17 protein-coding genes, 1 pseudogene and 1 riboswitch are annotated in these 21,974 nt (G+C 46.0%); of the genes and pseudogenes, 11 read left to right on the forward strand and 7 right to left on the reverse strand.

Features of this window, described 5'->3' with window-relative positions; genetic code table 11:
• Nucleotides 1–3: 3 nt before the first annotated feature.
• Nucleotides 4–2,139, reverse strand: coding sequence for a S9 family peptidase (locus tag L5L94_RS16255; RefSeq protein ID WP_263164068.1), 2,136 nt, complete (start codon nucleotides 2,137–2,139; stop codon nucleotides 4–6).
• A 180-nt stretch (nucleotides 2,140–2,319) separates the two neighbouring features.
• A riboswitch (FMN riboswitch) is annotated at nucleotides 2,320–2,552 on the forward strand.
• 188 nt (nucleotides 2,553–2,740) lie between these two features.
• On the opposite strand from L5L94_RS16255, the gene ribB reads away from it, so the two are divergent.
• Both ribB and L5L94_RS16265 read left to right on the forward strand, forming a co-directional pair.
• The gene (gene ribB / locus L5L94_RS16260) at nucleotides 2,741–3,394 is read left to right on the forward strand and encodes a 3,4-dihydroxy-2-butanone-4-phosphate synthase (protein WP_263147110.1); all 654 of its coding nucleotides are present in this window, start codon (nucleotides 2,741–2,743) and stop codon (nucleotides 3,392–3,394) included.
• A gap of 434 nt (nucleotides 3,395–3,828) precedes the next feature.
• Nucleotides 3,829–7,053, forward strand: a complete 3,225-nt coding sequence (locus L5L94_RS16265) for an EAL domain-containing protein (RefSeq protein ID WP_263164069.1) — start codon at nucleotides 3,829–3,831, stop codon at nucleotides 7,051–7,053.
• 73 nt (nucleotides 7,054–7,126) lie between these two features.
• On the opposite strand, the gene ftnA is transcribed toward L5L94_RS16265, so the two are convergent.
• On the reverse strand, nucleotides 7,127–7,663 hold the full coding sequence (gene ftnA / locus L5L94_RS16270; protein WP_105250975.1) for a non-heme ferritin: 537 nt from the start codon (nucleotides 7,661–7,663) through the stop codon (nucleotides 7,127–7,129).
• 349 nt (nucleotides 7,664–8,012) lie between these two features.
• Here ftnA and glp point away from each other — a divergent pair, with 349 nt between their 5' ends.
• The 4 genes from glp (at nucleotide 8,013) to L5L94_RS16290 (ending at nucleotide 11,101) form a co-directional block, all read left to right on the forward strand.
• On the forward strand, nucleotides 8,013–9,266 hold the full coding sequence (gene glp, locus L5L94_RS16275) for a gephyrin-like molybdotransferase Glp (protein ID WP_263164070.1): 1,254 nt from the start codon (nucleotides 8,013–8,015) through the stop codon (nucleotides 9,264–9,266).
• Between the two features lie 10 nt (nucleotides 9,267–9,276).
• Nucleotides 9,277–10,047 carry a molybdopterin-synthase adenylyltransferase MoeB gene (gene moeB, locus L5L94_RS16280; RefSeq protein ID WP_263164073.1) on the forward strand — a complete coding sequence of 257 codons (771 nt, stop codon included), beginning with the start codon at nucleotides 9,277–9,279 and terminating at the stop codon, nucleotides 10,045–10,047.
• Between the two features lie 128 nt (nucleotides 10,048–10,175).
• Nucleotides 10,176–10,838, forward strand: coding sequence for a Bax inhibitor-1 family protein (locus L5L94_RS16285; protein ID WP_263164074.1), 663 nt, complete (start codon nucleotides 10,176–10,178; stop codon nucleotides 10,836–10,838).
• Between the two features lie 17 nt (nucleotides 10,839–10,855).
• Nucleotides 10,856–11,101 carry a DUF333 domain-containing protein gene (locus L5L94_RS16290; protein ID WP_263164076.1) on the forward strand — a complete coding sequence of 82 codons (246 nt, stop codon included), beginning with the start codon at nucleotides 10,856–10,858 and terminating at the stop codon, nucleotides 11,099–11,101.
• A gap of 87 nt (nucleotides 11,102–11,188) precedes the next feature.
• Here the strand turns inward: L5L94_RS16290 and rlmF are convergent.
• Both rlmF and L5L94_RS16300 read right to left on the reverse strand, forming a co-directional pair.
• Nucleotides 11,189–12,289: pseudogene (rlmF, locus tag L5L94_RS16295) on the reverse strand (23S rRNA (adenine(1618)-N(6))-methyltransferase RlmF).
• 58 nt (nucleotides 12,290–12,347) lie between these two features.
• Nucleotides 12,348–12,773: a flagellar basal body-associated protein FliL gene (locus L5L94_RS16300; RefSeq protein ID WP_263164077.1), complete on the reverse strand. Its 426-nt coding sequence runs from the start codon at nucleotides 12,771–12,773 to the stop codon at nucleotides 12,348–12,350.
• Nucleotides 12,774–12,888: 115 nt separating this feature from the next.
• Between L5L94_RS16300 and L5L94_RS16305 the strand changes: the two genes are divergently transcribed.
• On the forward strand, nucleotides 12,889–13,452 hold the full coding sequence (locus L5L94_RS16305; RefSeq protein ID WP_131525672.1) for a chorismate--pyruvate lyase family protein: 564 nt from the start codon (nucleotides 12,889–12,891) through the stop codon (nucleotides 13,450–13,452).
• Nucleotides 13,453–13,569: 117 nt separating this feature from the next.
• Here the strand turns inward: L5L94_RS16305 and L5L94_RS16310 are convergent, their stop codons facing one another.
• Together L5L94_RS16310 and L5L94_RS16315 are read right to left on the reverse strand one after the other, a co-directional pair.
• Nucleotides 13,570–16,161 (reverse strand): immune inhibitor A domain-containing protein, encoded by a 2,592-nt coding sequence (locus L5L94_RS16310; protein ID WP_263164078.1) that lies wholly within the window; start codon nucleotides 16,159–16,161, stop codon nucleotides 13,570–13,572.
• Nucleotides 16,162–16,478: 317 nt separating this feature from the next.
• Nucleotides 16,479–17,072, reverse strand: coding sequence for a YhgN family NAAT transporter (locus L5L94_RS16315; protein WP_011848195.1), 594 nt, complete (start codon nucleotides 17,070–17,072; stop codon nucleotides 16,479–16,481).
• Nucleotides 17,073–17,604: 532 nt separating this feature from the next.
• Between L5L94_RS16315 and L5L94_RS16320 the strand changes: the two genes are divergently transcribed.
• A complete protein-coding gene (locus L5L94_RS16320; protein WP_263147276.1) occupies nucleotides 17,605–19,269 on the forward strand; it encodes a metal transporter in 1,665 nt (554 codons plus the stop codon).
• A 61-nt stretch (nucleotides 19,270–19,330) separates the two neighbouring features.
• Nucleotides 19,331–20,134, forward strand: coding sequence for an NRDE family protein (locus tag L5L94_RS16325; RefSeq protein ID WP_263147131.1), 804 nt, complete (start codon nucleotides 19,331–19,333; stop codon nucleotides 20,132–20,134).
• A 39-nt stretch (nucleotides 20,135–20,173) separates the two neighbouring features.
• Here L5L94_RS16325 and L5L94_RS16330 read toward each other — a convergent pair whose 3' ends face one another.
• Nucleotides 20,174–20,626, reverse strand: coding sequence for a YybH family protein (locus tag L5L94_RS16330; protein WP_105250965.1), 453 nt, complete (start codon nucleotides 20,624–20,626; stop codon nucleotides 20,174–20,176).
• A 133-nt stretch (nucleotides 20,627–20,759) separates the two neighbouring features.
• On the opposite strand from L5L94_RS16330, the gene L5L94_RS16335 reads away from it, so the two are divergent.
• Both L5L94_RS16335 and L5L94_RS16340 read left to right on the forward strand, forming a co-directional pair.
• Complete coding sequence (locus tag L5L94_RS16335) at nucleotides 20,760–21,323, forward strand: lysophospholipid acyltransferase family protein (protein ID WP_263164079.1); 564 nt, start codon at nucleotides 20,760–20,762, stop codon at nucleotides 21,321–21,323.
• A gap of 26 nt (nucleotides 21,324–21,349) precedes the next feature.
• Nucleotides 21,350–21,973: a LysE family translocator gene (locus L5L94_RS16340; RefSeq protein ID WP_105250963.1), complete on the forward strand. Its 624-nt coding sequence runs from the start codon at nucleotides 21,350–21,352 to the stop codon at nucleotides 21,971–21,973.
• Nucleotide 21,974: the final 1 nt, after the last annotated feature.

Raw genomic sequence — 21,974 nt, forward strand, 5'->3', positions numbered from 1 at the left:
AACCTACTTCGCCATACCTAATAGACTCAAGAAGAACGCATATTCTTGGGCTGTGTCTTGGTACTGGCGATAACGGCCACTCTTACCGCCGTGGCCAGCTTCCATATCCACATTGAATAACAACACCTTATCGTCCATCTTGTACCACTTATTCTGTACATCGCGCAGTTTAGCGACCCACTTGGCGGGTTCAAAATACTGCACTTGGGAATCATGTAAGCCTGTCGTCACTAACATGTGTGGGTATTCTTGCTCGGTGACATTGTCGTAGGGCGAGTAACTCAACATGTAATCAAAGTAAGTTTTCTCGTTCGGATTGCCCCACTCGTCGTACTCATTGGTCGTCAACGGAATCGACTCGTCCAGCATAGTCGTCACCACATCAACAAAAGGCACATGAGCTGCAAGGGCGAAATACTTATCCGGCGCTTGATTAGCAATCGCGCCCATTAGCAAACCACCCGCGCTGCCGCCAGAGGCAACAACCTTGTTTTTGTCGCCATAACCTTGCGCCGTTAATGCCGTTGTTACGTCAATAAAATCATTGAAGGTATTCTGCTTATTCAACAACTTACCATTGTCATACCAAGGGCGACCTAGCATTTCTGAGCCGCGCACATGGGCAATGGCATACACAAAACCGCGGTCAAGCAAACTGATAACGGATGAAGAAAAATCGGGTTCTACTGTGTAACCGTAAGATCCATAACCGTATTGATACAGAGGGTTAGTGCCATCTTTCTTGAATTTATCTTTGCGATATACCAAAGAGACGGGCACTTTCGCACCGTCGCGGGCCGTTACAAATATCCGTTCTGCACGATACTGGCCGGCATCGAAGCCGCCTAAGACTTGATCTTGTTTTAATAAATCACGTCTATCGGGATTCACCAGCGAATATTCGTATACAGCTTCTGGCGTCGTTAGGCTGGAGTAAAATATGCGTAACTTATTGCTGTCTTGCTGGGAATTAATCTCTAAACCCATCACATAAGCAGGCTCATCAAAGCTCAACTCGAAGGGCTTTTGACCATTGAGCGGCATCACTTTAATCCGCGTCAGGCCGTTTTCACGGGTCTGAATAATCAGATAATCCTTGAGCACTAACTCATCTTCGATACGGGCATTGGAATTATGCGCAACCACTTCTTGCCACTTAGATTTATCCGCCGCATCTTTAATGGCGACTTTCATCAAACGGAAGTTAGTCGCCTGCCAGTTGGTGAGAATGTAATAAGTATCACCCAGCTTAGACACACTGTATTCGTGACCTTCTTCCCGCGCTAATACTGGCTTGAATAAACCTAAAGGCTCGCTGGCATCGAGAATAGACACTTCACTCGTCGTGGTGCTTTCTTGGAACAACACAATTTGCGACTCATCTAAGGTTTTACCAAGTGAAATATAAAATGAATCGTCTTGTTCTTCATACACTAAGACATCGCTCGATTGCTTAGTGCCCAGCTCGTGGCGATACACTTGATAGCCCAGCAAGGTTTTTAGATCTTTGGCGATATAGAACACATGCTTGTTGTCGTTCGCCCACACTACACGACCTTCGGTATTTTCAAGCACGTCGGTGATCATGTCGCCCGAAGCCAAATCTTTAAAATAGATGTGATATACACGGCGGCTGAGGACGTCTTCGCCAAAGGCCAACATGGTTTCATCTGGGCTCACACTCGCGCCACCTAAACCATAAAACTCATGGCCCTTAGCTCGCTCGTTAACGTCGAGCATCACTTGCTCAACACCATCGGCGCCCTTACGGCTGATCAGCGGATATTCGCTGCCCTCTTGGTATCTGTGATAATAGCTGTGCTGATGCCATTGGTACGGCACGCTCGACTCATCGGCGACTAAACGCTCGGTTAACTCTTTATAAAGACCATCTTGCAATGGCTTTAATGGCTTGAAATAAGCAGCGGTATAGAGATTCTCAGCGTTGAGATGGGCCAACACTTTAGGATCTTTGCGCTCATCATCACGCAGCCAATAGTAATCATCGGTACGCGTTACGCCATGTAAAGTCATCACATGGGGAATTTTTTCAGCAACCGGGGCAGGTACTTGCCCTTTGGAGGTCGAACAAGCGGATAACAGCATAACAATACCTAAAGTGAGTAGCAGAGAGCGCATTTATACGTCCTTGTGACGTCCATAACGACCGTCGAAGAATGCGACGGCAAGTCAATTAGCTTATGTGTTCAGTATGATAGTGGTCAGGTGTGCACTAGCGCAAACATTGAACGCGAGAAGTTGCCATTCGCGGTAAATAAGAGCAACATAACCGCGTTTTTGAGCGCAAATGGCTCAAAAGCAAATTCTCAGGGCGGGGTGAAACTCCCCACCGGCGGTAAATGGGTAACGACTAAGTGATTATTTTGCTGAGCGACACCCAAAGCCCGCGAGCGCCCGAAATCACTTTCGGGGTCAGCAGATCTGGTGCCTTAGATTTTGCCTAGTGCAAAACTGACTATTCCAGAGCCGACGGTAATGGACTGTTTTGCTTTAATGGCGACAGTGCTGAGTCCGGATGGAAGAGAATGTAAGACAACATTGTGGTATCTCAGTGCAACGCGCTTGTGTATCTCAGTGTTAGCCTCATGTTTTGCAATAACTTCACACCAAGTGAAGTGATATTGCTACAGCAAAATCGAGCCTTTTGGTTTGATTACGTTGTATTTCTGCACGCCCTGATTCTGGATATTCCAATGTCGTTTATTTAAGGATATTAACCATGAATCAGTCTTTACTTGCTCCTTTTGGTACTGCTATCGAACGCGTTGAAGCGGGTCTTAATGCCCTGCGTCAAGGCCAAGGTGTGTTAGTTGTCGATGACGAAGATAGAGAAAACGAAGGCGATTTAATTTTCGCTGCCGAGACGCTGACTAACGCTCAAATGGCCATGCTCATCCGTGAATGTAGCGGTATTGTTTGCCTGTGTTTACCCGATGCAAAAGTCAAAGCCCTCGAGTTGCCCCCTATGGTGGAAAACAACTCGAGCCAATACGGCACGGCGTTTACTGTGAGTATTGAAGCTAAAGTCGGTGTGACGACTGGCGTTTCTGCTGCAGACCGCGTGACCACCATTAAAGCGGCGATTGCCGATGGCGCTAAGCCAAGTGATCTCGCTCGTCCTGGCCATGTGTATCCACTTCGCGCCCAACCGGGTGGGGTGTTGACCCGCCGTGGTCACACTGAAGGCACTATTGATTTAATGCAACTCGCGGGTTTAAAAGCCGCTGGCGTATTGTGTGAAGTCACTAACACCGATGGCACTATGGCGCGTTTGCCCGAAATTATTGCCTTCGGTGCGCTGCACAATATACCCGTATTAACGATTGAAGATATTGTCGTTTATCGCAAATCATTGCTGGCTAATGTCGGCTAGATAACATGCCAATCGCCTGAATCTAGGGCATTGATTTAAATAGAAGGACGTTTAGCTGCGGCAAACGTCCTTTTTATTTAAGTAGATTTACCGTTAACAATCGCGTTCCACCTAATGCACTAAAAAACCGATAAAAGGTAAAGTTAAACAAGTCATTCTTTCGAATGATGAAATACTGCTTCACATCACAGACAAAGCAAATGCTTGTTTGATAGGTGCAAAATAGGTTAATAAAAATAGTCTCTTAGCATGATATATAACAATTTGCTTAATTTCGTGACCTAGATTAGATATCCATAAACTAAAGGTCGCGGTGGCTGGCCGCCTATGTTAAATATCCTCACCCTGTGCCTAGTCCTATTTGTAACTCGGATTCAACGTTATTACGTTGAATTTTCTTTTTCTGCCTAGGTGAACGAGTGGAGTGATCTTTAATGCCGTCAGCGCTACACCATCTCAGTTTGAAGCAAAAGCTCATTCTGTTTTCGTTAGTCCCATTATTAATGATGAGCTTTTTCATTCTGACGCGCATGCATGACTTGATAAAGGAATCACACTCGGCCAAGCACAACCATCTTGCGGTACAAACGACGGTACAAATCACTGAGCTACTCTATCAGTTGCAAAACGAATATGGTCTAAGTACAAATCAGCGACCAACCGATGAAGTGCTATTACAGCAACAAGCAACTAGGTCAAAAGCACTCGATGCGTTACTGAACAGTGAGCCTTTAGAGCATCTTCTGGAGGCGCTCGACCCTAAAAGTATTGAAGCAAACAAAATGAACGCATTGTTGGATGCGCTCAAACTTACAGGCAACAAACTCGCTAACGTTCACCAAAACCACACAGACGAAACACTGAGTCAGTTTACGGAACTCTATAATCAATTCCACACTCAGCTTTTGCAGCTCATTCAGTTATTACAGTTACAAACCAACGAAATCAGTCAGTCCCGTGCCTATACCGATCTATTGAACCTACTTATGGTGCAGGAGTTGGCCGTAAAAGAACGAAGTGCCATCAATCAATTACTGCTCAGCAAATCACTCAATATTAATGATTACCGCACCATAATCTCCTTCATGTATGAATATGAGCGAGCCGTGATGCACGCAAGTAATGCATCAATTTCCGATAGAAGGTCCTTACTACAAAACCTACAAGATTCACCAGAAAATCAACGCATTCTGCAAATCAGCAAGCAAATTGAACAACAAACTCGCATTAGCGCTCTGGCACAAAATATTAATGCCTACTTAGGTTACGGTGGCTTAATGGGCAGTTTTCAGGACTATTTGCTTAAGGGCGATGAGATTTCACTGCAAAAATTTAATGCAGCACTTGCGACGATTCAGCTTAATTTGGATGAACTCAGTCACGAGACTCGTTCTCTGCCCGAATTTAAGGCAGCGCTGAAAACCATTGAAGACAGCATAAATCAATACCAGTTCAGCATGGTCAAGTTGCAGCAACTGCAGCAACAAGGTTTGCCGATGACGGAGATCAAAGCCATCGCGCAAGTCCCTGCCAGCGAGGACAAATTAAGCCAAGCGATGAGCCAACTATTAATGCCGCCACATCCAATTGATAGCCAGGAGTGGTGGGATCTCACCACTCAGCGTATCAATCAACTACATTTGCTGGCGCAAAATATCACCAAGAACATGGCGCAGCAGAGCGAATATCAACAAAACCACACCTTAATCTTACTCGGCTTATACTTGTTCTCGGCTTTGTTCACCGCGACCATCACACTTTGGCTTGGACAAAAGATCATCCGCAATTTTATGGATAAGATCACTAAGATTGCTAATGACATGCAGCAAATGGCAGCAGATCCACAGCTCAATATTAATATCCAAGTCTCAGGCACAGATGAACTCGCCCGCATGGCCCGTGCCATGAACCGTATGATTAGCGAACGGCAAAAAGCGAACCACGCCCTAAGCCGTGCTGCAGCTGTGTTTGACTACTCTGCCGAAGGCATAGTGGTGACAGATGCCGACAACCATATCGAACTGGTCAACCCCGCTTTTTGCCACATTACGGGCTATTCATTGGAAGAAGTAAAAGGCCGCAGTCCCTCCCTACTCAGCTCTTGCCGTCATCCTAAACACTTTTATACCGCCATGTGGGAGTCACTACAAAAAGAAGGGAAATGGGAGGGTGAAGTTTGGAATAAACGCAAAGATGGCCAAGTGTATCCCGAGTATCTAGCGATTACTGTGGTGCGAAATGAGCAAGGTAAAATAATCCAACATATTGGTTTATTTATGGATATCAGTAAGCGTAAGCAATATGAGCAGGATCTTTGGTATCAGGCCAACTTCGATGGGTTAACTGGGCTGCCTAATCGTAAGCTGTTCAATGAACGACTACAGCACGAAATCCATGTGGCGCAGCATGACTCTCGCAAGCTGGCTATCTTGCTGATTGATTTGGATCAATTCAAATATATCAATGATGTACAAGGTCATGCCACTGGCGACTTATTACTTAAAGATGTCGCAAAGCGCTTAGAAGGCATTGCGGGGAAAACCGATTTTATCGCACGTATCGGTGGCGACGAGTTTGTGCTTATCTTGCCACGGCTGACCAACGAACTCGCCATCGAACACATGGCAACCCGAATCATTGAAACCTTAGGTATGCCATTTAACTTAAATGACCGCGAGATCCAGATTTCGGCCAGCTTTGGTATTGGCGTCTATCCCGAAGATGGGTTAGATACCGGCTCACTCACCCGCAATACCGAAACCGCCATGTATCAAGCCAAAGACGCAGGGCGGAACAATTTTAAATACTTCACCGCGGGTATGAATCAAGCCATGTTCGCCCGGATGGAGTTAGAACAACGTCTACGCCGTGCCGTGGCACAAAATGAATTTGCCCTGCATTATCAACCTATCGTGGATATGCAAACCGGAAGTGTCTGCAGCGTCGAAGCCCTTATCCGCTGGCAAGATCCCGAGCTTGGGTTGATCCCGCCGGATCAATTTATCCCATTAGCCGAAGAGACTGGATTGATAGAGCCTATGGGCGAATGGGTGCTCAACCAAGCCATGCATGACCTGAGGCAATGGCAGAAAAGTGGCTTAAATATCAATGTCGCGATTAATGTTTCCAGCCGCCAATGTATCAATACACGCGGTATGGGGTTCGACCAAGTGTTGCAAGAGTGCTTCAACCGCCACCACGTTAACCCACGAAATGTGCATATTGAGATCACTGAAAGCATGCTGATGGGCGATGCCAGCCATTGCTTGAGCACGCTCGAGTCTATTCGTCATTTAGGCTCGCAAATCTATATCGATGACTTTGGTACGGGTTATTCTTCCCTGAGTTATCTGAAAAAATTCCCGATTTCAGTGATTAAAATCGACCGCAGCTTTGTGGAAAATGCCCTCGAAAATAACTCGAACGCCAACTTAGTCAAAGCGATTGTCATGATGGGGCAAAGCCTAGAAATGGAGTTAGTTGCTGAAGGCATAGAAACCGAAGCACAGTGGCACTTCCTACGAGATTTAGGTTGTCACTTCGCTCAAGGGTATTTGATCTCCAAACCGCTCCCCTTTAACGAGATCACTCCCTTGCTACGCATCAAGCACACAGCGCTGTTGAATGATGGCTATCAAGATAAATGCGTGAATATCTAAGCTTATAAAAAATAAAACGATAAAGAACAAAAAAGCAGCCTAGGCTGCTTTTTTTGTGGCAAATAAAACGGGTTTAAGCCTGTGGTTGGCCTTGACCGTTCATTATGCTTTCGCCACCCTTAGAGGCTAGCTTAGCTAAATCTTTATCGATAAAGAACAGTGCCTTACCATCTTCGCCCACTAAACGTATCTTATCGACAATCGACTTAAACAGCTTTTCTTCTTCGTGCTGCTCAGCGACATACCATTGTAAGAAGTTAAAGGTTGAGTAATCTTGATTCGAAAATGCGGCATGGGCCAAGGCATTGATCTGACGGGTAATAAGCTGCTCATGCTCATAGGTTAATTCAAACAACGCCAGTAAAGAATCGAACTGTGACTGCGGCGCCGCAATCGCACCTAACAAAGGTAAGCCACCGGTTTCACTCACATACGTGAACAGACGACGCATATGGCCCATTTCTTCATCCGCGTGCTCACGCATAAACTTAGCTGCGCCTTCAAATCCCTGATCTTCACACCACGCACTCATTTGCAGGTATAAATTTGAGGAGAAGAACTCCATATTAATTTGTTCATTCAACTTTTCGATCATAGTTGCAGACAGCATAGTAAATCCTCTTTTGCATTCGAACTGAATCATGGGGGACATTGTCATCAAGGGGGTCGACAAAAGCAACAAAATTTACCTTTGGATTTCTTGCTAAGTTAATGATTCATTGATAAAAATGATTTTCATTTGTTCATCGACTCGCGTTCAACCCTCGAATTAGCGCAGTAAATTGTGTGACGTCTAGCGAGGTTATCGCCCAAAGTGGCAGAAAAAACTGACTGGCCTATCACAGAAACTCACATGCAAATCATAGCCATCCCAGATCACCGTGGCATAATAGCCAGTCATAATCAGGTGGAAATTCATTCAGCGTCATTACGACCCATTGCATATAAGGCAGACCCTAATGTCCGTAACAGCCGATCCTTGTTCGCAACCTAGCTTAATGCATCCAGATCAAGCTATTCCCCTTTTGCTCGAGCAAGTTAGCCCAGTGTCAGACACCGAAGTCGTATTGCTTCCCCATGCCCTTGGCCGCGTCCTAGCAGAAGATTTAGCTTCCTGCATCGACCTGCCGCCCTTTAACAACTCCTCTATGGACGGCTACGCCTTCCGTTTTGTCGACTTAAATACGCAAACCAATCAGACCGCATTGCGCCTTATCGGCAATTCCTTCGCTGGCCATGGTTTTAAAGGTGAAGCCAAACCTAATACCTGCGTGCGGATCATGACGGGCGCGCCTGTGCCTACAGGCTATGACACAGTGCAAATGCAGGAAGAAGCCGAGGTTGAAGGAGAGATTATTCATATCCGCCACCCTAGGGCCCAAGGCGCCAATGTGCGTTGCCGCGGTGAAGAACTCACCCAAGGCACTAAAGTGCTCAGTGCTGGCATTCAAATTGGTGCCGCCGAACTCGGGGTGTTGGCCACGATTGGCGTTAGCCAAGTGCGAGTTTATCGTCAGCTTAAAGTGGCCTTTTTCTCCACTGGCGATGAACTGCGTCCCGTTGGCAGCGAATTAGCCCTAGGACAAATTTACGATTCAAACCGTTACTCGATCCAAGGCTTACTCAGCCGCGCTAATGTGGAATGGCTCGATTTAGGCGTAATAGCCGATGATCCTGAAGCCATACGTCAGGCATTTCGCCATGCTGCCAGCCAAGCCGACATGGTATTAACCTCGGGTGGCGTGTCGGTCGGTGAAGCGGATTTCACTAAACAAATTCTTGATGAGGAAGGCAAAATTACCTTCTGGAAACTCGCCATCAAACCAGGCAAGCCCTTTGCCATGGGCCGAATAGGCAAAGCGATATTCTGTGGTTTACCGGGGAATCCCGTGTCTTCTATGGTGACGTTTTACAAACTCGTTTGGCCAATACTGAACAAGATGCAGGGGTTAACCCCAGTTGCACCTTTGATGTTAGACGCTACGCTCACCACGCCTGTACGTAAACAACCGGGCCGCGTCGAATATCAACGGGGCGTTTTAAGCCGTAATGCACAAGGTAAACTTGAAGTTGCCATTACTGGTAGCCAAGGTTCTGGCATGTTGACTTCGATGAGCTTAGCAAACTGTTTCGTTTTATTGGAGCAATTCCAAGGTGATACTCCCGCTGGCACCCAAGTGACTGTCGAGCCATTTAACAGCGTGCTTTGCTAGGAAAATCCCAATGAATGTGCCAAAAGATATTCTCAGCGACAGCGAACTCTTAAGATACAGCCGCCAAATATCCATCAAGGCTATGGATATCGACGGTCAAGAACGCTTAAAACAAGCCAAAGTGCTCATGATAGGCGCTGGCGGTTTGGGCTGTGCCGCCAGCCAGTACCTCACGGTTGCGGGTATTGGTGAACTGACACTGGTCGATTTTGATACAGTTGAATTATCCAACTTGCAGCGCCAAGTGCTGCATCAAGATGCCAATGTCGGCCAGCCTAAAGTCGAATCGGCTAAACAGAGCCTCAGCCAGCTCAATCCCTTTATTAAGATCAATATTATCAATGCTGTATTAGATGATCATGAGATTGACGCCCTAGTCGCCGATCACGGCCTAGTGCTCGACTGTACCGATAATGTCAGTGTGCGCGAGCAACTTAATCTCAGCTGTTTTAAGTATAAAGTGCCCTTAGTGTCTGCCGCGGCAATTCGGATGGAAGGCATGGTCACTGTGTTCGATTATCACAGCGAAACGCCTTGTTATCATTGCTTTAGCGCCCTATTTGGCGAGCAACAACTGAGCTGCGTTGAATCGGGTATCCTAGCCCCTGTCGTCGGCATGATAGGTTGTTTGCAGGCGGTTGAAGCCATCAAAGTGATTACTGGCATGGGTAAAACCTTAGCAGGACGCATTTTGATGATCGATGCGATGACGATGGAGTTTCGCGAGATGAAGTTACCGAAACAAGCACGCTGCAGTGTTTGTGGTACTAAAGAGGCTTAGGTTGTTCTCGCTTGAAAAACGGCTTTATTTACACTAGCTTAATTGCCACCGCTTAATTTGCCGTCATATAGCTCAACACTGATGACGCTTAATGGCCCGTTAAAATAAGGAAATCACAAGGAAAACATATGGATTCGGAAAACAGTGTATTTGACCGCATGACCACAGACGACCCCATAGTTGGCGCAGGTATTTACAACCTCGTTATCGGCCTCACGCTGATTTGGGGTTTTGCAGTTAACTATTGGATGGTCACCAATATCGACCCAGAGGCGATTGCCAGTGTTAATCCTTGGATTTTCTTTATCGGCTATTTCGCCTCCTGTTTCTTTGGGATTTATCTGTTCCAAAAATCGACTAATCCCATTGTCAGTTTTATTGGCTACAACTTTGTAGTCGTGCCCTTCGGCTTAATTATCAATATGGTGGTCAGTCAATACGATCCCGAATTGGTGACCGAAGCCATTCGTATCACAGGGCTAGTGACCATAGCCATGATGTGTTTAGGCACACTCTTCCCCGCCTTTTTCCAAAAAATTTCCGGCGCACTCACGATTGCTTTATTGCTCGTTATCGTCGTCGAACTGATTGAAGTGTTTATCTTTAATACTCACCACGGCATTTTAGATTGGATAGTAGTGCTGATTTTCTGCGGTTATATTGGTTATGACTGGGGAAGAGCGAATCAAATCCCTAAAACTATAGATAATGCCATCGATAGCGCCGCCGCTTTGTATATGGATATCATCAACTTGTTCCTACGGATCCTGCGGATTTTAGGGCGAAAATAACTCACCAAGGAGTGTCTATGAAAATCAAATTCCTACTTGTTACTGCTCCACTTCTGGCGAGTCTGGTATTAGTCGGATGCAGTGATACTGAACAAGCAAAAATAGCCAATCCCGCCTCTGAGTATTGTGTCTCCATTGGTGGCAAATTAACAATTGAGAAAACCGCCGAAGGTGAACATGGGATCTGCACCTTACCCAGCGGTGAAGCAATTGAAGAGTGGGCGTTATTCCGTCGCGATCATAAGGAAGAAAAGCCGCAGTAACAGTGGCTATTTTTACCTTTAATAAAAACAGGCGCCATTCGCGCCTGTTTTGTTAATAGTACTTAATTGGGTCATACCCAAAAAGCCTTAACGGGCTAAGTGTTCACCGCGCCAGATTTTGCGCTTAGCTGCTGACTGGAAGCTCCACGCTAAAACCCGCGTAATTTTATTACCCTGCTGCATCTCAATCGTTTTCACAGTATCGACTTTCAACTGCGCTAAGGCTTGATAACAAGGTTTCAGGTTTTCCTTCTTCGACACTAGACTGGTAAACCATAAGCATTGATCTGCAAACATTTGGCTCTCACGGATCATAGTCGCTAGAAACTGTCGTTCACCGCCTTGGCACCAAAGCTCAGCCGCTTGACCGCCGAAATTCAGCTTAGGTGCAACCTTTGCCAAGCCACCCCGATTGAGCTGCAGATTATTCACCTTACGCTTTGTACCTTCGCTCGCCTCAGCCATAGAGGCATGAAATGGCGGATTGCACAGGGTTAACGCAAAACATTCTCCGGCTTGAATGATCCCCTTGAAGACCGCCTTGTCATCTGGCTGTAATCGTAAACCTATCTGCCCTTGCAGCACTGGGTTTTGCTCAATAATACTCTGCACATTACTGAGTGAACCGGCATTAATATCCGAGGCGACAAATTGCCAAGTGTATACTTGGCAACCCAATATGGGATAAATACCGTTCACGCCAGTGCCGATATCTAATACCCTAGTCTTATCCAAAGCAAATACATCATCGCCTTCGGCTAGAAGGTCTGCTAAATAATGTAAATAATCGACTCGACCGGGAATAGGAGGACATAACGCTCCATCAGGAATATCCCAAGATTCAATCCCATAATGATGTTTCAGTAGCGCCGCATTAAGGATTTTAACCGCTAACGGATCGGCAAAATCGACCGATAAAGCCCCATAAGGCGTGGGTCGAACAAAGGCTTTTAGCTTAGGGAATGAACTCATCAGCGCCGGAAAATCATAGCCGTTCAAGTGTACATTTCAAGGATGCAAAGCTTTTTTGATCTCAGCACTAGGCCTGTTTTTGACCGACTTGGCTTTGCCTTTCACCTCCGTTCTAGCCTGCTTTGGTGCTTTAGTTTTTGCATGACCAATGTTGGCTGTACTCGTTAGGCGTTTCGCAGTCACTAATTGGACGGGTTTCACGGCAGGTTTTGACATAATAGCTCTTGTAACGCAATGGGCCGACCTGAGTCAGCCCATGGAATGGGGCAGTAAATTAATCGTACAGATAAGAGGTAAACAATAAGTTTACGATCAAGGGTTTACCAGCTTCTTTGGTGATCAAGTTGTTGACCATTTCAAAGCACTCTCGACGAATCTCTTCACGACCCGTGAGTGACTTAATCTTCTCTTCCGATTGATTGCCTAACACTTCAACAATTGCGGCTCGCAATAATGGATTATGGAGCTCAATTGTCACTAGATCATCTGGACTCTTTACCATTAACTCAACGCTAATCTTCACAAAACCCAATTTCTTGCGATTAGAAATGTAGTTAGTGACAATTTCGGGTTCGAAACCATAGTAGGCATACTCACCCGTTGGTGGGGTTGCTGCTGGTGCAGCTTCTTTTTCATCGGCCGCATAAACACTGAAAACACTTGTAAACAGGATAAGACAGACTGAGAGTAATTTTTTCATAGCGACTTACGGCTCCCTAAAACAATAATGGTAATGGAAGAAACTTCCCAATCTATCTGCTCGCGTCGCGACATGCTAGACTGCCGACGTTTGTTTATATTGTAACGAGTATTTAATGAATGTGACTAGCTTAAGCTTTCCCTATGGTGAATCTATTCAGTGGTTTTCAGCCGATCTAGCCGACAAACTCCCCAAATCGCCCTTGAAAGAATGGTTGCTTGCCACTGGCAGCCTAACGCAAAAACTCAAAACTTGCTGCGCTCAATTTGAAGTAAAGATACTAGGCGAAGGACTGCATGCTCCCTTAGAGGGCGAATATCCCCAGCAAGGTGCTGTATGGATCCGTGAAGTCTTGCTTTGCCTCGACTCGATACCTTGGGTATTTGCCAGAACCTTGATCCCTGAAAAATTAATGGCCGAGCGCAAAATGGATTTCCTTAGTTTGGGTACTCGCCCCTTAGGTGAATTACTGTTTAGCCAAGATAACTTCATCCCCGGTAGAATCGAAGTTGCCAGTTTCGAAACCTGTAGTCGCCTTGCCCACTTAGCTGAAAGTTTAGATCAAAGTGTCGAACATGCACTCTGGGGACGCCGCCGCTATTTCCATCACGGTGAGCATGAAATGATCGTCAGCGAAATCTTTCTGCCAGCGGCCGAGCAAGCTATCCGTCAGTTATAAACTTTAGATTTCACCCAAAGCTTAGTCAGAATTTAGCCTCAAGACAGATAAAAAATGCCTCTAGATCAGAGGCATTTTTGTTCGGATTTCAAACAATCAACTTAGTGGACATTTAACTTAGTGCACATTTAACTGGCGGCGCCAAGTCAATAAGCTAAGGAAGGCAAGGCTTAACCAACCTAAGCTGCCGCCACCTGAACTCTCACTGGCCGGCGGAGTTACTGGAGGCGTAACAGGTGCAACAACCGTTACCGTCGAACTGCTAATCGCCTTAGTATTTTGCGCATCTGTCACTGTAAGCTTCACAGTATAAGTGCCCGCCTTCGCATAGGTATGGGTTGGCGCCGTGACAGTGCTTGTCGTGCCATCACCAAAATCCCAAGCGTAGGTTAATACTCCCATACCGCCATCAATATTACTGGTGAAGCTTACTGCTAATTGGTTGACAGTATTAGTAAAACTGACAGTTAACGGCGCTATAGCATCAGAGTTCGCATTCGCAAGACGAATAACCGCAGTACCATTATTGCTGGCTTGAGATAGTACCTGCATTGTCAACCCTAGCTGCTGCAACACCATACCTGACTGTGGCTGTAGTGGCGCGCTGTAATCTAAGCTGTCATCGAACAGGCTGACAGCATCGCGATGATTGTCCTCCAAATAGAAGGTTTGATTTACTGTACTAAAGGCCGCATCACGAATTTGTACGTCGGTAGAGCGAGTGCCAATCATATTCTGGTCAGCATCAATCACCCCAATCAAGCCATGGCCAGCGTGGTCTGAAACGTTATTGTCACTGTAGCTAAAATTTTCTAACCAGAGTAAAACTCCGGGATCAAAGCTTTTTGCTTTCAAACCCGCATCGACACCATTATGGCTACGCAGCTGGATAATATAACGAGACTGAGATTTGGGATCCGGACGAGAATCCTTAATCCGGCTATAACCGTTAAACGTCATTTTATCCGCGACTTCAGCGTTATCACTATATAACTCAGTGGTATTTTGTTTAACGTTGATGTTATCAATAGCGATCCCTGACTCAGAGGTATAATCATCGGTGACATAGTTGATTTCGACAGCAACAGATTTTCCAGAATATACTGATAAATCATATTCTAATGTTACCCAAGCATCGCGACCTTCCGCCTGAGCAAGCGCAGACGATTCACCAGTAATGATATGACGAGCACTATTCATTGCATTGTTCGACTTAGTGTAATTACCCGCAATGGCCACACCATCCACTTTCACCTGCATGTAGTCATAGTTAGGCTCAATACTCCAACTAGCCTTCATACTCAGAATCAGTTTATCTGTGGTTACTGCAGGTAAATTAACATTAAAATTCATGCTGTTATTCAGCATATTTCCTTGGCCAGAATAGTACTGATAACTGCCCTGATAAGGTGTTTTAAAAGGAATTAACACAAGAGGGAGCGGAATAGAGATCTGATTAACCGCCTGATGATTAACCGCCTCATTCAACGTCACTTCCATGCCTGATTTGGGAATGCTATCTAAGGTGATTTCACGTTCATTCAACCACTTACCTTTGTATCTTTTCTGTAGATAAGATCGAGCATAAGGACTAAAACCACTCGGCTGAGCGCCAGGAATAGCACCAGCCCAACTACCACCAGACATTAAAGACCATAGCCCCACAGGCGAGCCGTCTTTCTTATCATTTTCAGAGGTATCGTACTCATCAGGCAGACCTAGATCATGGCCAAACTCGTGGGTACACACGCCCGTTGCCGCATCGATAGGCTGGATTGTATAACCGAATACTTTTTTGTTCGTACCAGGAAGCGCATAACCATTGGTTGCTTGGTCGACATAATATCGATGCGACCATATCGCACTCGATCCTAGTTTTCCGCCGCCGACCTCTTCGCCTACGCTAGAGTGGAAAATCATCACATGGTCGATAATGCCATCGGGCTCATCGTAATTACCGTTATTGTTCAAATCATTTTGATCTTCAACATCATAACTCGCCAACTCAGCTGCAGACATATTTGCAACAGCTTGAGATACGGCTTCTTTTACCAATTGTTCGACCTGTGAATCACTACGGGTATCTGGATCATTAACACCATAGTATTCAGCATTTTGCGAGGCGGTATACCAGCCCTTCACATCCCCAGTAAAGGAGAAGGTTTGCCCAGAAACCGCTTGATAATATTGATACCCCGAATCTAACGTCTGCCCCTGTGGACCTTTGAAGCCCGTAGGCGAAAAGAGTAATTCCTTGTAGTGGGACGCAGGATAACTCGGGTAATACATGTCTGTATCCCCCGCTTTTAAGCCATTGTCATCATGTTTTAGATCAGCAAAATCCACTAATACTGTGAGCACTTTAACGGTTTTCTTTACATCCGCATCGGCCTGTAAACGCTGTGCAGGTGAGCGCATCATTTGCGATGATTTAGCTCTTTGTAGACGCGCATGTTCAGCTTCAACTTCGATGCGTGGCGCTTTAGGTTGTGCCAAAGTGGCGCGATGAATATAAGCTTCTATCGCCTCCTGCTTTACGCTATCACTGGCATCGGCGGCCACTTCGCCACGCTTAATCAACCAATATAAAATTCGATCTTTATTAATCACACCCGCATCTGCAGGTGTATGATTCGGAGCTGCAATACTCGCGCCGCTAATCAATGCCAACATCAGTCCAAACGCTGTTACGCCTTTTGTACTTCGCATTTTTAACATCCTTCTGTAACAGCCAACGCCATTCTATTTATTAAGACTAGTGTCTCTTTGCATTAAGACAAATTACCTTTAATTAGTAACCTACTCAGGGTTTATCCGTCTTCAAGTGATAGAGACAGATTTTTCGACATTAGCAGCACTGCACCTCAGTAACAACTTGATACACCTGTTCGCAGGTAAGATTTGCACTTTTGTCAGCAAATATTCAGCAAACCTCTGTGCTGACTCAATTCCAAGCCAAATCTCAGCCATAAAAAAACCGCATTAACAACGTTAATACGGTTTCGTTTTGATCAAACTAGATAAAGTTAGCCAGCGGTTTTCAGATAGTTTGAAATACCGTCGAGGAACATTTGTACTGAGATCATGACCAGCACCATACCCATCAAACGTTCGACTGCTGTGAGCCCCTTTTCCCCCAGCACACGGGTGAAAAGTTTATAAAACATTAAGATCACCGCACTCGCCCCCCAAGCTGACACTAACGCTATGGTCCAATCGCCCATACGTGAGCTATCGGTATGCGCTAGTAAAATCAAGGCTGCAAGAATCGATGGGCCAGCCATCAAGGGAATAGCCATAGGCACGATAAAAGGCTCTTCTCCCGCGGCTAATCCAACGACACCACCGGGTTGGGGGAAAATCATCTTAATCGCGATTAAAAACAGAATAATCCCGCCTGCAATACTCACAGATTCGGAACGAAGATTTAAGAAACTTAAGATAGCCTCACCCGCATAAAGGAAAGACAGCATGATCACTAAGGCGAAAAGTAATTCGCGGATCAGTACCTTACGACGTTTCTTGGGATCGATATGTCGCAGAATCGATGCGAAAATCGGCAAATTACCCAAAGGGTCCATGATCAGAAACAACATTACCGCAGCAGAAAATATATCCATTTAACGTATCAACACCCAAGCCAACATAAGCCGATATTATATACCCAAACAACCTGAAGATGCAGGATTCAGCGGGAATGTAACGCACTTTAGGCAAGGCCCTTTATTGCTCCTGCATAAATGGCATTCACGCCATCCATGGCGATTGCGGTTATTTGCGGACCTAGTGGGCTAAGTTAAAAATAACCAACACGGCATAAAGTACGTTACAACCCGCCGGAACGGAGCGCCTAGGGAGCTCCACTTCCGTGTTGCAACAATTCAAAAGGTGGCAGACATTCTGTCATTGATGCGCCTTGAATTGAAGCACCCTAGGCACTCTGAAACTCGTATCTTCAGGTAGCTTGGGTATAGTACCTTTTCTCGAGTTAGATCTGAAAATTTCTCCGCAGAATGGCCAAAGTGAATAAAATTCTCACCTTCAAAACACAGTATAAAATGTCAGTTGAGTAAATTGCCTGCAAGTCACTGCTCACTTTGCTTTACAGCTGGTATACTATGGCGTTTTTTCAGCAAATTTTCCGTGGAATCCATGCTCTATCTTCTTGCTAGCTGTATCGCACTCTTAATTGGCCCTCTGTTTTATCGCTACTTCTCATCGAGTAGTGGCTTACAAAAGGGGCTCGATGGTTTTATATTCGTCTCATTAGGCGGATTAGTGCTGATCCACATCTTGCCAGAATTACTCGAGCATGGTGGCATGCTTGCGATCATCTTTGTACTCCTCGGCATCTGGGGGCCTACCGCCAGCGAACGCCTATTTCACCGTTATTCAGAAGTCACCCATAATTTTACGCTGTTCTTGGGTATTGGTGGCTTATTACTGCATACCATCACCGATGGCACCGCTATGGTTTTGGCGCAGCAAGACGATAACTCCATTCTGCTAGCTCTTGGTGTCATACTCCACCAATTACCCGTCGGTTTTGCAGTATGGTGGATACTAAAACCCCATCTCGGAACACGTTGGACACTCATGATCTTTGCAGCCCAGATGCTATTTACAGGCATAGGCTATTTCGCCGGTGAGCAACTACTTCCTTATTTAAATATCGATGACACTGTCTACTTACAAGCCTTTATTACTGGCACAATTCTGCATGTGGTACTACATCAACCCCATGGTCAGCATGAAAGTGATACGCAAGGCAAATATGAATACCAAGCTGGCATAGGTAGTTTGCTCGGCATCGGTTTACTCGTGATATTGCTATTAATGGATTCAGGCGGCCACGAACATGCCCACCATGATCACAGCACAGAGCAATTAATGACTTGGCTATTAAAGCTCGCACCCGTGTTGCTGCTAAGCTATGGTGCGGCTGCGCTGCGCTTTAAATTAGGTTTGACGCCGCAGGATGGCAGTTTAGCCCGCCGCTGGTTCCAACGCTTAGCAGGGCCTGAAGCCTTAGTGATCACAGCTCTACTTCTCGGTCCTTGGTTAGCGTTATTCCAATTGCTTGTAGTGTTTATTCTGAGTGCGTATTTAAGCCATGCTAACGTCACCATTACCGATCCACACACTAAATTACCCAGCAATTCACTGCGTTTCGGCTTTGCTCATTTAGTCGATCGCAGCGCACCTTGGATTTTACTTAGCCTAGTATTAGTGAATTTAATTGGCCACCCTTCAATGCCCTTAAGCAATCCATTGCTACAGGTTGTTGTGCTATTGCTTGTATTTTTACCAATGCGTTTCTGCAACTTAGGCGCCGCCGTACTCGCTCTTGCACTGGCTTATAGTGGTTGGAATCCTATCGCGATTATGATGCCGCTGATTGCAGCACCTGTGCTCAACATAGCTCAGCTTAAGTTAATGACATGGACGCAAAGGGCGATATTACTGAGTATTATTGCGCTGAGTTTAGCCGCAGCCTTACGCTTACCACTATGGTTCTCCTTATTTACCTTGCCTGAAGTCGTGAACTTAATTGCACTACTGATCCTCTCAGGGTTGTTTGCTGCCAGCTTACTGCGCTTAGGTCCACGTAAATTTTTACGCCGCTTAATGCTCAGCAAACCGGTAGCTCATGCGCATAGTCATTCGCACAGCCACGCCCATAGCCATTCCCACGAGAATACACATACTCATGAATCTAGCGCTTCGCACACAGACGAGCAGAAATCTGTTGTGACACCTAGTGCTGATAAACATGCACATGAACACGCAAAAACGGATAAGCACTCGCACCACTAACGCTGTTCATTTGTGAGCAGACAGGCTAAGTTAATCTACCTTTGGATTAATTTAGCCTGCTATGTGCATACTCTTTGTCGCCATTAATGCCCATCCTAAGTATCCCTTAATCATCTGTGCCAACCGCGATGAGTTTCATCATAGACCAACTGTGCCAGCGCATTTTTGGCCGCCGGAAGAAAACATACTCGCGGGTAAAGATCTGCAGGCCGGTGGCACTTGGTTTGGCATCAATAGACAAGGACAAATCGCAGGCGTAACCAATCTGCGCGTTCCGCAAAAGAACCCTGAAGCCATGCGGAGTCGTGGCGAGCTGATTACTATGACGCTCAACTCAGGATCGCTCGTGTGCCCTAATTGGCTCGTTGAACATAGCGACAATTATCAGCCGTTCAATCTCATCTTCGGCCAAGGTACAGACTTATATTGTTTTAACAGTATCAATAAAGACACAGTAAAACTTGCCGATGGATTTCATGCCATTAGCAATGGTGCACTCGATGATATTTGGCCGAAAATGGCGAAGGGACAGCAGGCGTTAGAAGCGGCAATCAGCCAGTCCAGCAGTATAGAAGTGCAAGTACTGTTACAACTAATGAAAGACGATTCCCAGCCGCAAGATAATGAGCTGCCTAATACGGGAGTAGGGATCGAGTGGGAACGGCGTTTAGCTGCGATTTATATTCGTCACCCCGACTATGGCACCCGCTCCACCAGCATTCTGCTTGAAGATGCTGAGGGCGGTATGCATTTCACCGAAGTGAGATACGATGGCAAAGGTAGACAGCTTGGACAGCAGGATTTCCATTTAACTCTGCCTGCCGAGCCGCCCACCAAACCAGACTGTTTATTATCGCAAATCTAATTTGAACTGCTGTGCAGCACTGAGTGTAAAGGACACGGTTTAGTCTGAACTGTGGTCCATAGTGATCACCCAACGATCGTCGATTTTTTCAATCAACAGAGTAAACACGCCCGTTGGGGCATCTTTTATCCGCCGTAAATCCCAGCGCCCAACAACCATAGCGGCGTAATTACTGAGCATTTTTATTTCTTTGATAGTGAACTTCAGTTCACCAAGCGCTTCTTTATTTGGATAATTTTTCTTATAGGCAGCGAGAGTTTCTTCCCAGCCAAAACGAAACTTACCATTAGAGACAAAACGCAGTTGATCACTCTTCCAATAGCCTTGCATATAAGCATCGAGATCGCCGCGATTCCAGGCGTCTTCTTGGCCTTTGAGCATCTGCGTAATTTCATCCGTCGGCACCGCATTAACATGACAAGTCAGCAAGAGTAACAGTGCCGCAAAAACACGCTGCCAGATAACCTTGTTTAATAGTCCATTTTTCAACATAGTATCGTTCCCCCACAATCAATCAGGTTAAACTGTACTATACCGAATTCAGTACAGACTATCTTGTTTAAGCCAGTTTAAAATCTAAAAAAGCTGATGATATTATTAATTTTTCGACTCTGGGCACCGAACTATGTTTACACCACTTTGCCGTTGGCTACTTAACACTTCAGGCTGGCAGATAGAAGGCCAACTGCCCGACTGTGCTAGATACATCATCATAGTTGCACCGCACACTAGTAACTGGGACTTCATTGTCGGCATTTTAGCCCGTGGCGCCCTAGGTATCCGCATTCACTTTCTCGGCAAACACCAACTCTTTATCCCGCCTTGGGGCTGGTTTTTCCGCGCCATTGGCGGCAGTCCGGTGGATCGGCGCAAGAACAACAACTTAGTCGATGCCGCCGTGCAGCTGTTTGAGTCAAAATCCGATTACAAGTTAGCGCTAGCGCCAGAAGGCACCCGCGGCCCAGTGACGCGCTGGAAGTGCGGCTTTTATCATATCGCCAGCAAGGCCCAAGTACCCATTACACCCGTTGGCTTAGATTTTAGCCGCCGCACTGTCGTTATCCGCACACCACTGCAACCCAGTGACGATATCGTGACCGACATGCAAGAGATTTTGAGCTTCTATCGCACCATTAAAGGCCGTCATCCCAAGGTGATCCCTGATTTTATAGCGAGTGCCAAATATTAACATTTATTCCATTTAGAGCAGCAAATATGCAACCCGAAACCTGGTTACTCTATTTATTTGCCATTGTATTGATTGGGATTTCACCCGGTCCTATCGCTATGTTGTCTATGTCCCATGGGATCCACTTCGGCAAGATGCGCAGCATAGCCACAGGCCTTGGCAGTGTTAGCGCCGCTTTAATCTTAATGATGGCGTCAGCGGCAGGACTGGGGGCGATTATTAGCGCCTCAGAATACGGTTTTACCCTGCTCAAATGGTGCGGCGCGGCCTATTTAGTATTTTTAGGTATTAAGCTGTTATTGACGAAAAACCAAGCTCAAGCCCTTGAAGTTAGCCCGTCAGAGGGCAAAGGTACGCCTGCGCAGCTTTATAAGCAGGCGTTTCTAGTGGGGATCAGTAATCCGAAGGATTTACTGTTTTTTGCCGCGTTATTTCCGCAATTTATCAATCTTGCCGCGCCGCAATTACCGCAACTGACCATTCTTGCCGTCACTTGGGCCGTGGTGGATTTTAGCTTTGTGATGATTTATGCCTGCATGGCCAATGTACTTGCGCCCAGCCTAAAGGCGAGCAACAAGCTGCATTGGTTTGACAGAACCAGCGGCGGTGTATTTATCACCTTAGCCGCGATTCTTGTCTCTCGAAACTAAA

Origin of the sequence: Shewanella sp. SM21, assembly GCF_025654335.1 — a bacterium.
Taxonomy (GTDB): Bacteria; Pseudomonadota; Gammaproteobacteria; order Enterobacterales; family Shewanellaceae; genus Shewanella; species Shewanella oncorhynchi.

Bases quoted from the DNA above. Each gene is read 5' to 3' on its own strand.
- L5L94_RS16255 (WP_263164068.1), bottom strand. From the start codon at position 2,139: ATGCGCTCTCTGCTACTCACTTTAGGTATTGTTATGCTGTTATCCGCT.
- ribB (WP_263147110.1), top strand. From the start codon at position 2,741: ATGAATCAGTCTTTACTTGCTCCTTTTGGTACTGCTATCGAACGCGTT.
- L5L94_RS16265 (WP_263164069.1), top strand. From the start codon at position 3,829: ATGCCGTCAGCGCTACACCATCTCAGTTTGAAGCAAAAGCTCATTCTG.
- ftnA (WP_105250975.1), bottom strand. From the start codon at position 7,663: ATGCTGTCTGCAACTATGATCGAAAAGTTGAATGAACAAATTAATATG.
- glp (WP_263164070.1), top strand. From the start codon at position 8,013: ATGTCCGTAACAGCCGATCCTTGTTCGCAACCTAGCTTAATGCATCCA.
- moeB (WP_263164073.1), top strand. From the start codon at position 9,277: ATGAATGTGCCAAAAGATATTCTCAGCGACAGCGAACTCTTAAGATAC.
- L5L94_RS16285 (WP_263164074.1), top strand. From the start codon at position 10,176: ATGGATTCGGAAAACAGTGTATTTGACCGCATGACCACAGACGACCCC.
- L5L94_RS16290 (WP_263164076.1), top strand. From the start codon at position 10,856: ATGAAAATCAAATTCCTACTTGTTACTGCTCCACTTCTGGCGAGTCTG.
- L5L94_RS16300 (WP_263164077.1), bottom strand. From the start codon at position 12,773: ATGAAAAAATTACTCTCAGTCTGTCTTATCCTGTTTACAAGTGTTTTC.
- L5L94_RS16305 (WP_131525672.1), top strand. From the start codon at position 12,889: ATGAATGTGACTAGCTTAAGCTTTCCCTATGGTGAATCTATTCAGTGG.
- L5L94_RS16310 (WP_263164078.1), bottom strand. From the start codon at position 16,161: ATGCGAAGTACAAAAGGCGTAACAGCGTTTGGACTGATGTTGGCATTG.
- L5L94_RS16315 (WP_011848195.1), bottom strand. From the start codon at position 17,072: ATGGATATATTTTCTGCTGCGGTAATGTTGTTTCTGATCATGGACCCT.
- L5L94_RS16320 (WP_263147276.1), top strand. From the start codon at position 17,605: ATGCTCTATCTTCTTGCTAGCTGTATCGCACTCTTAATTGGCCCTCTG.
- L5L94_RS16325 (WP_263147131.1), top strand. From the start codon at position 19,331: ATGTGCATACTCTTTGTCGCCATTAATGCCCATCCTAAGTATCCCTTA.
- L5L94_RS16330 (WP_105250965.1), bottom strand. From the start codon at position 20,626: ATGTTGAAAAATGGACTATTAAACAAGGTTATCTGGCAGCGTGTTTTT.
- L5L94_RS16335 (WP_263164079.1), top strand. From the start codon at position 20,760: ATGTTTACACCACTTTGCCGTTGGCTACTTAACACTTCAGGCTGGCAG.
- L5L94_RS16340 (WP_105250963.1), top strand. From the start codon at position 21,350: ATGCAACCCGAAACCTGGTTACTCTATTTATTTGCCATTGTATTGATT.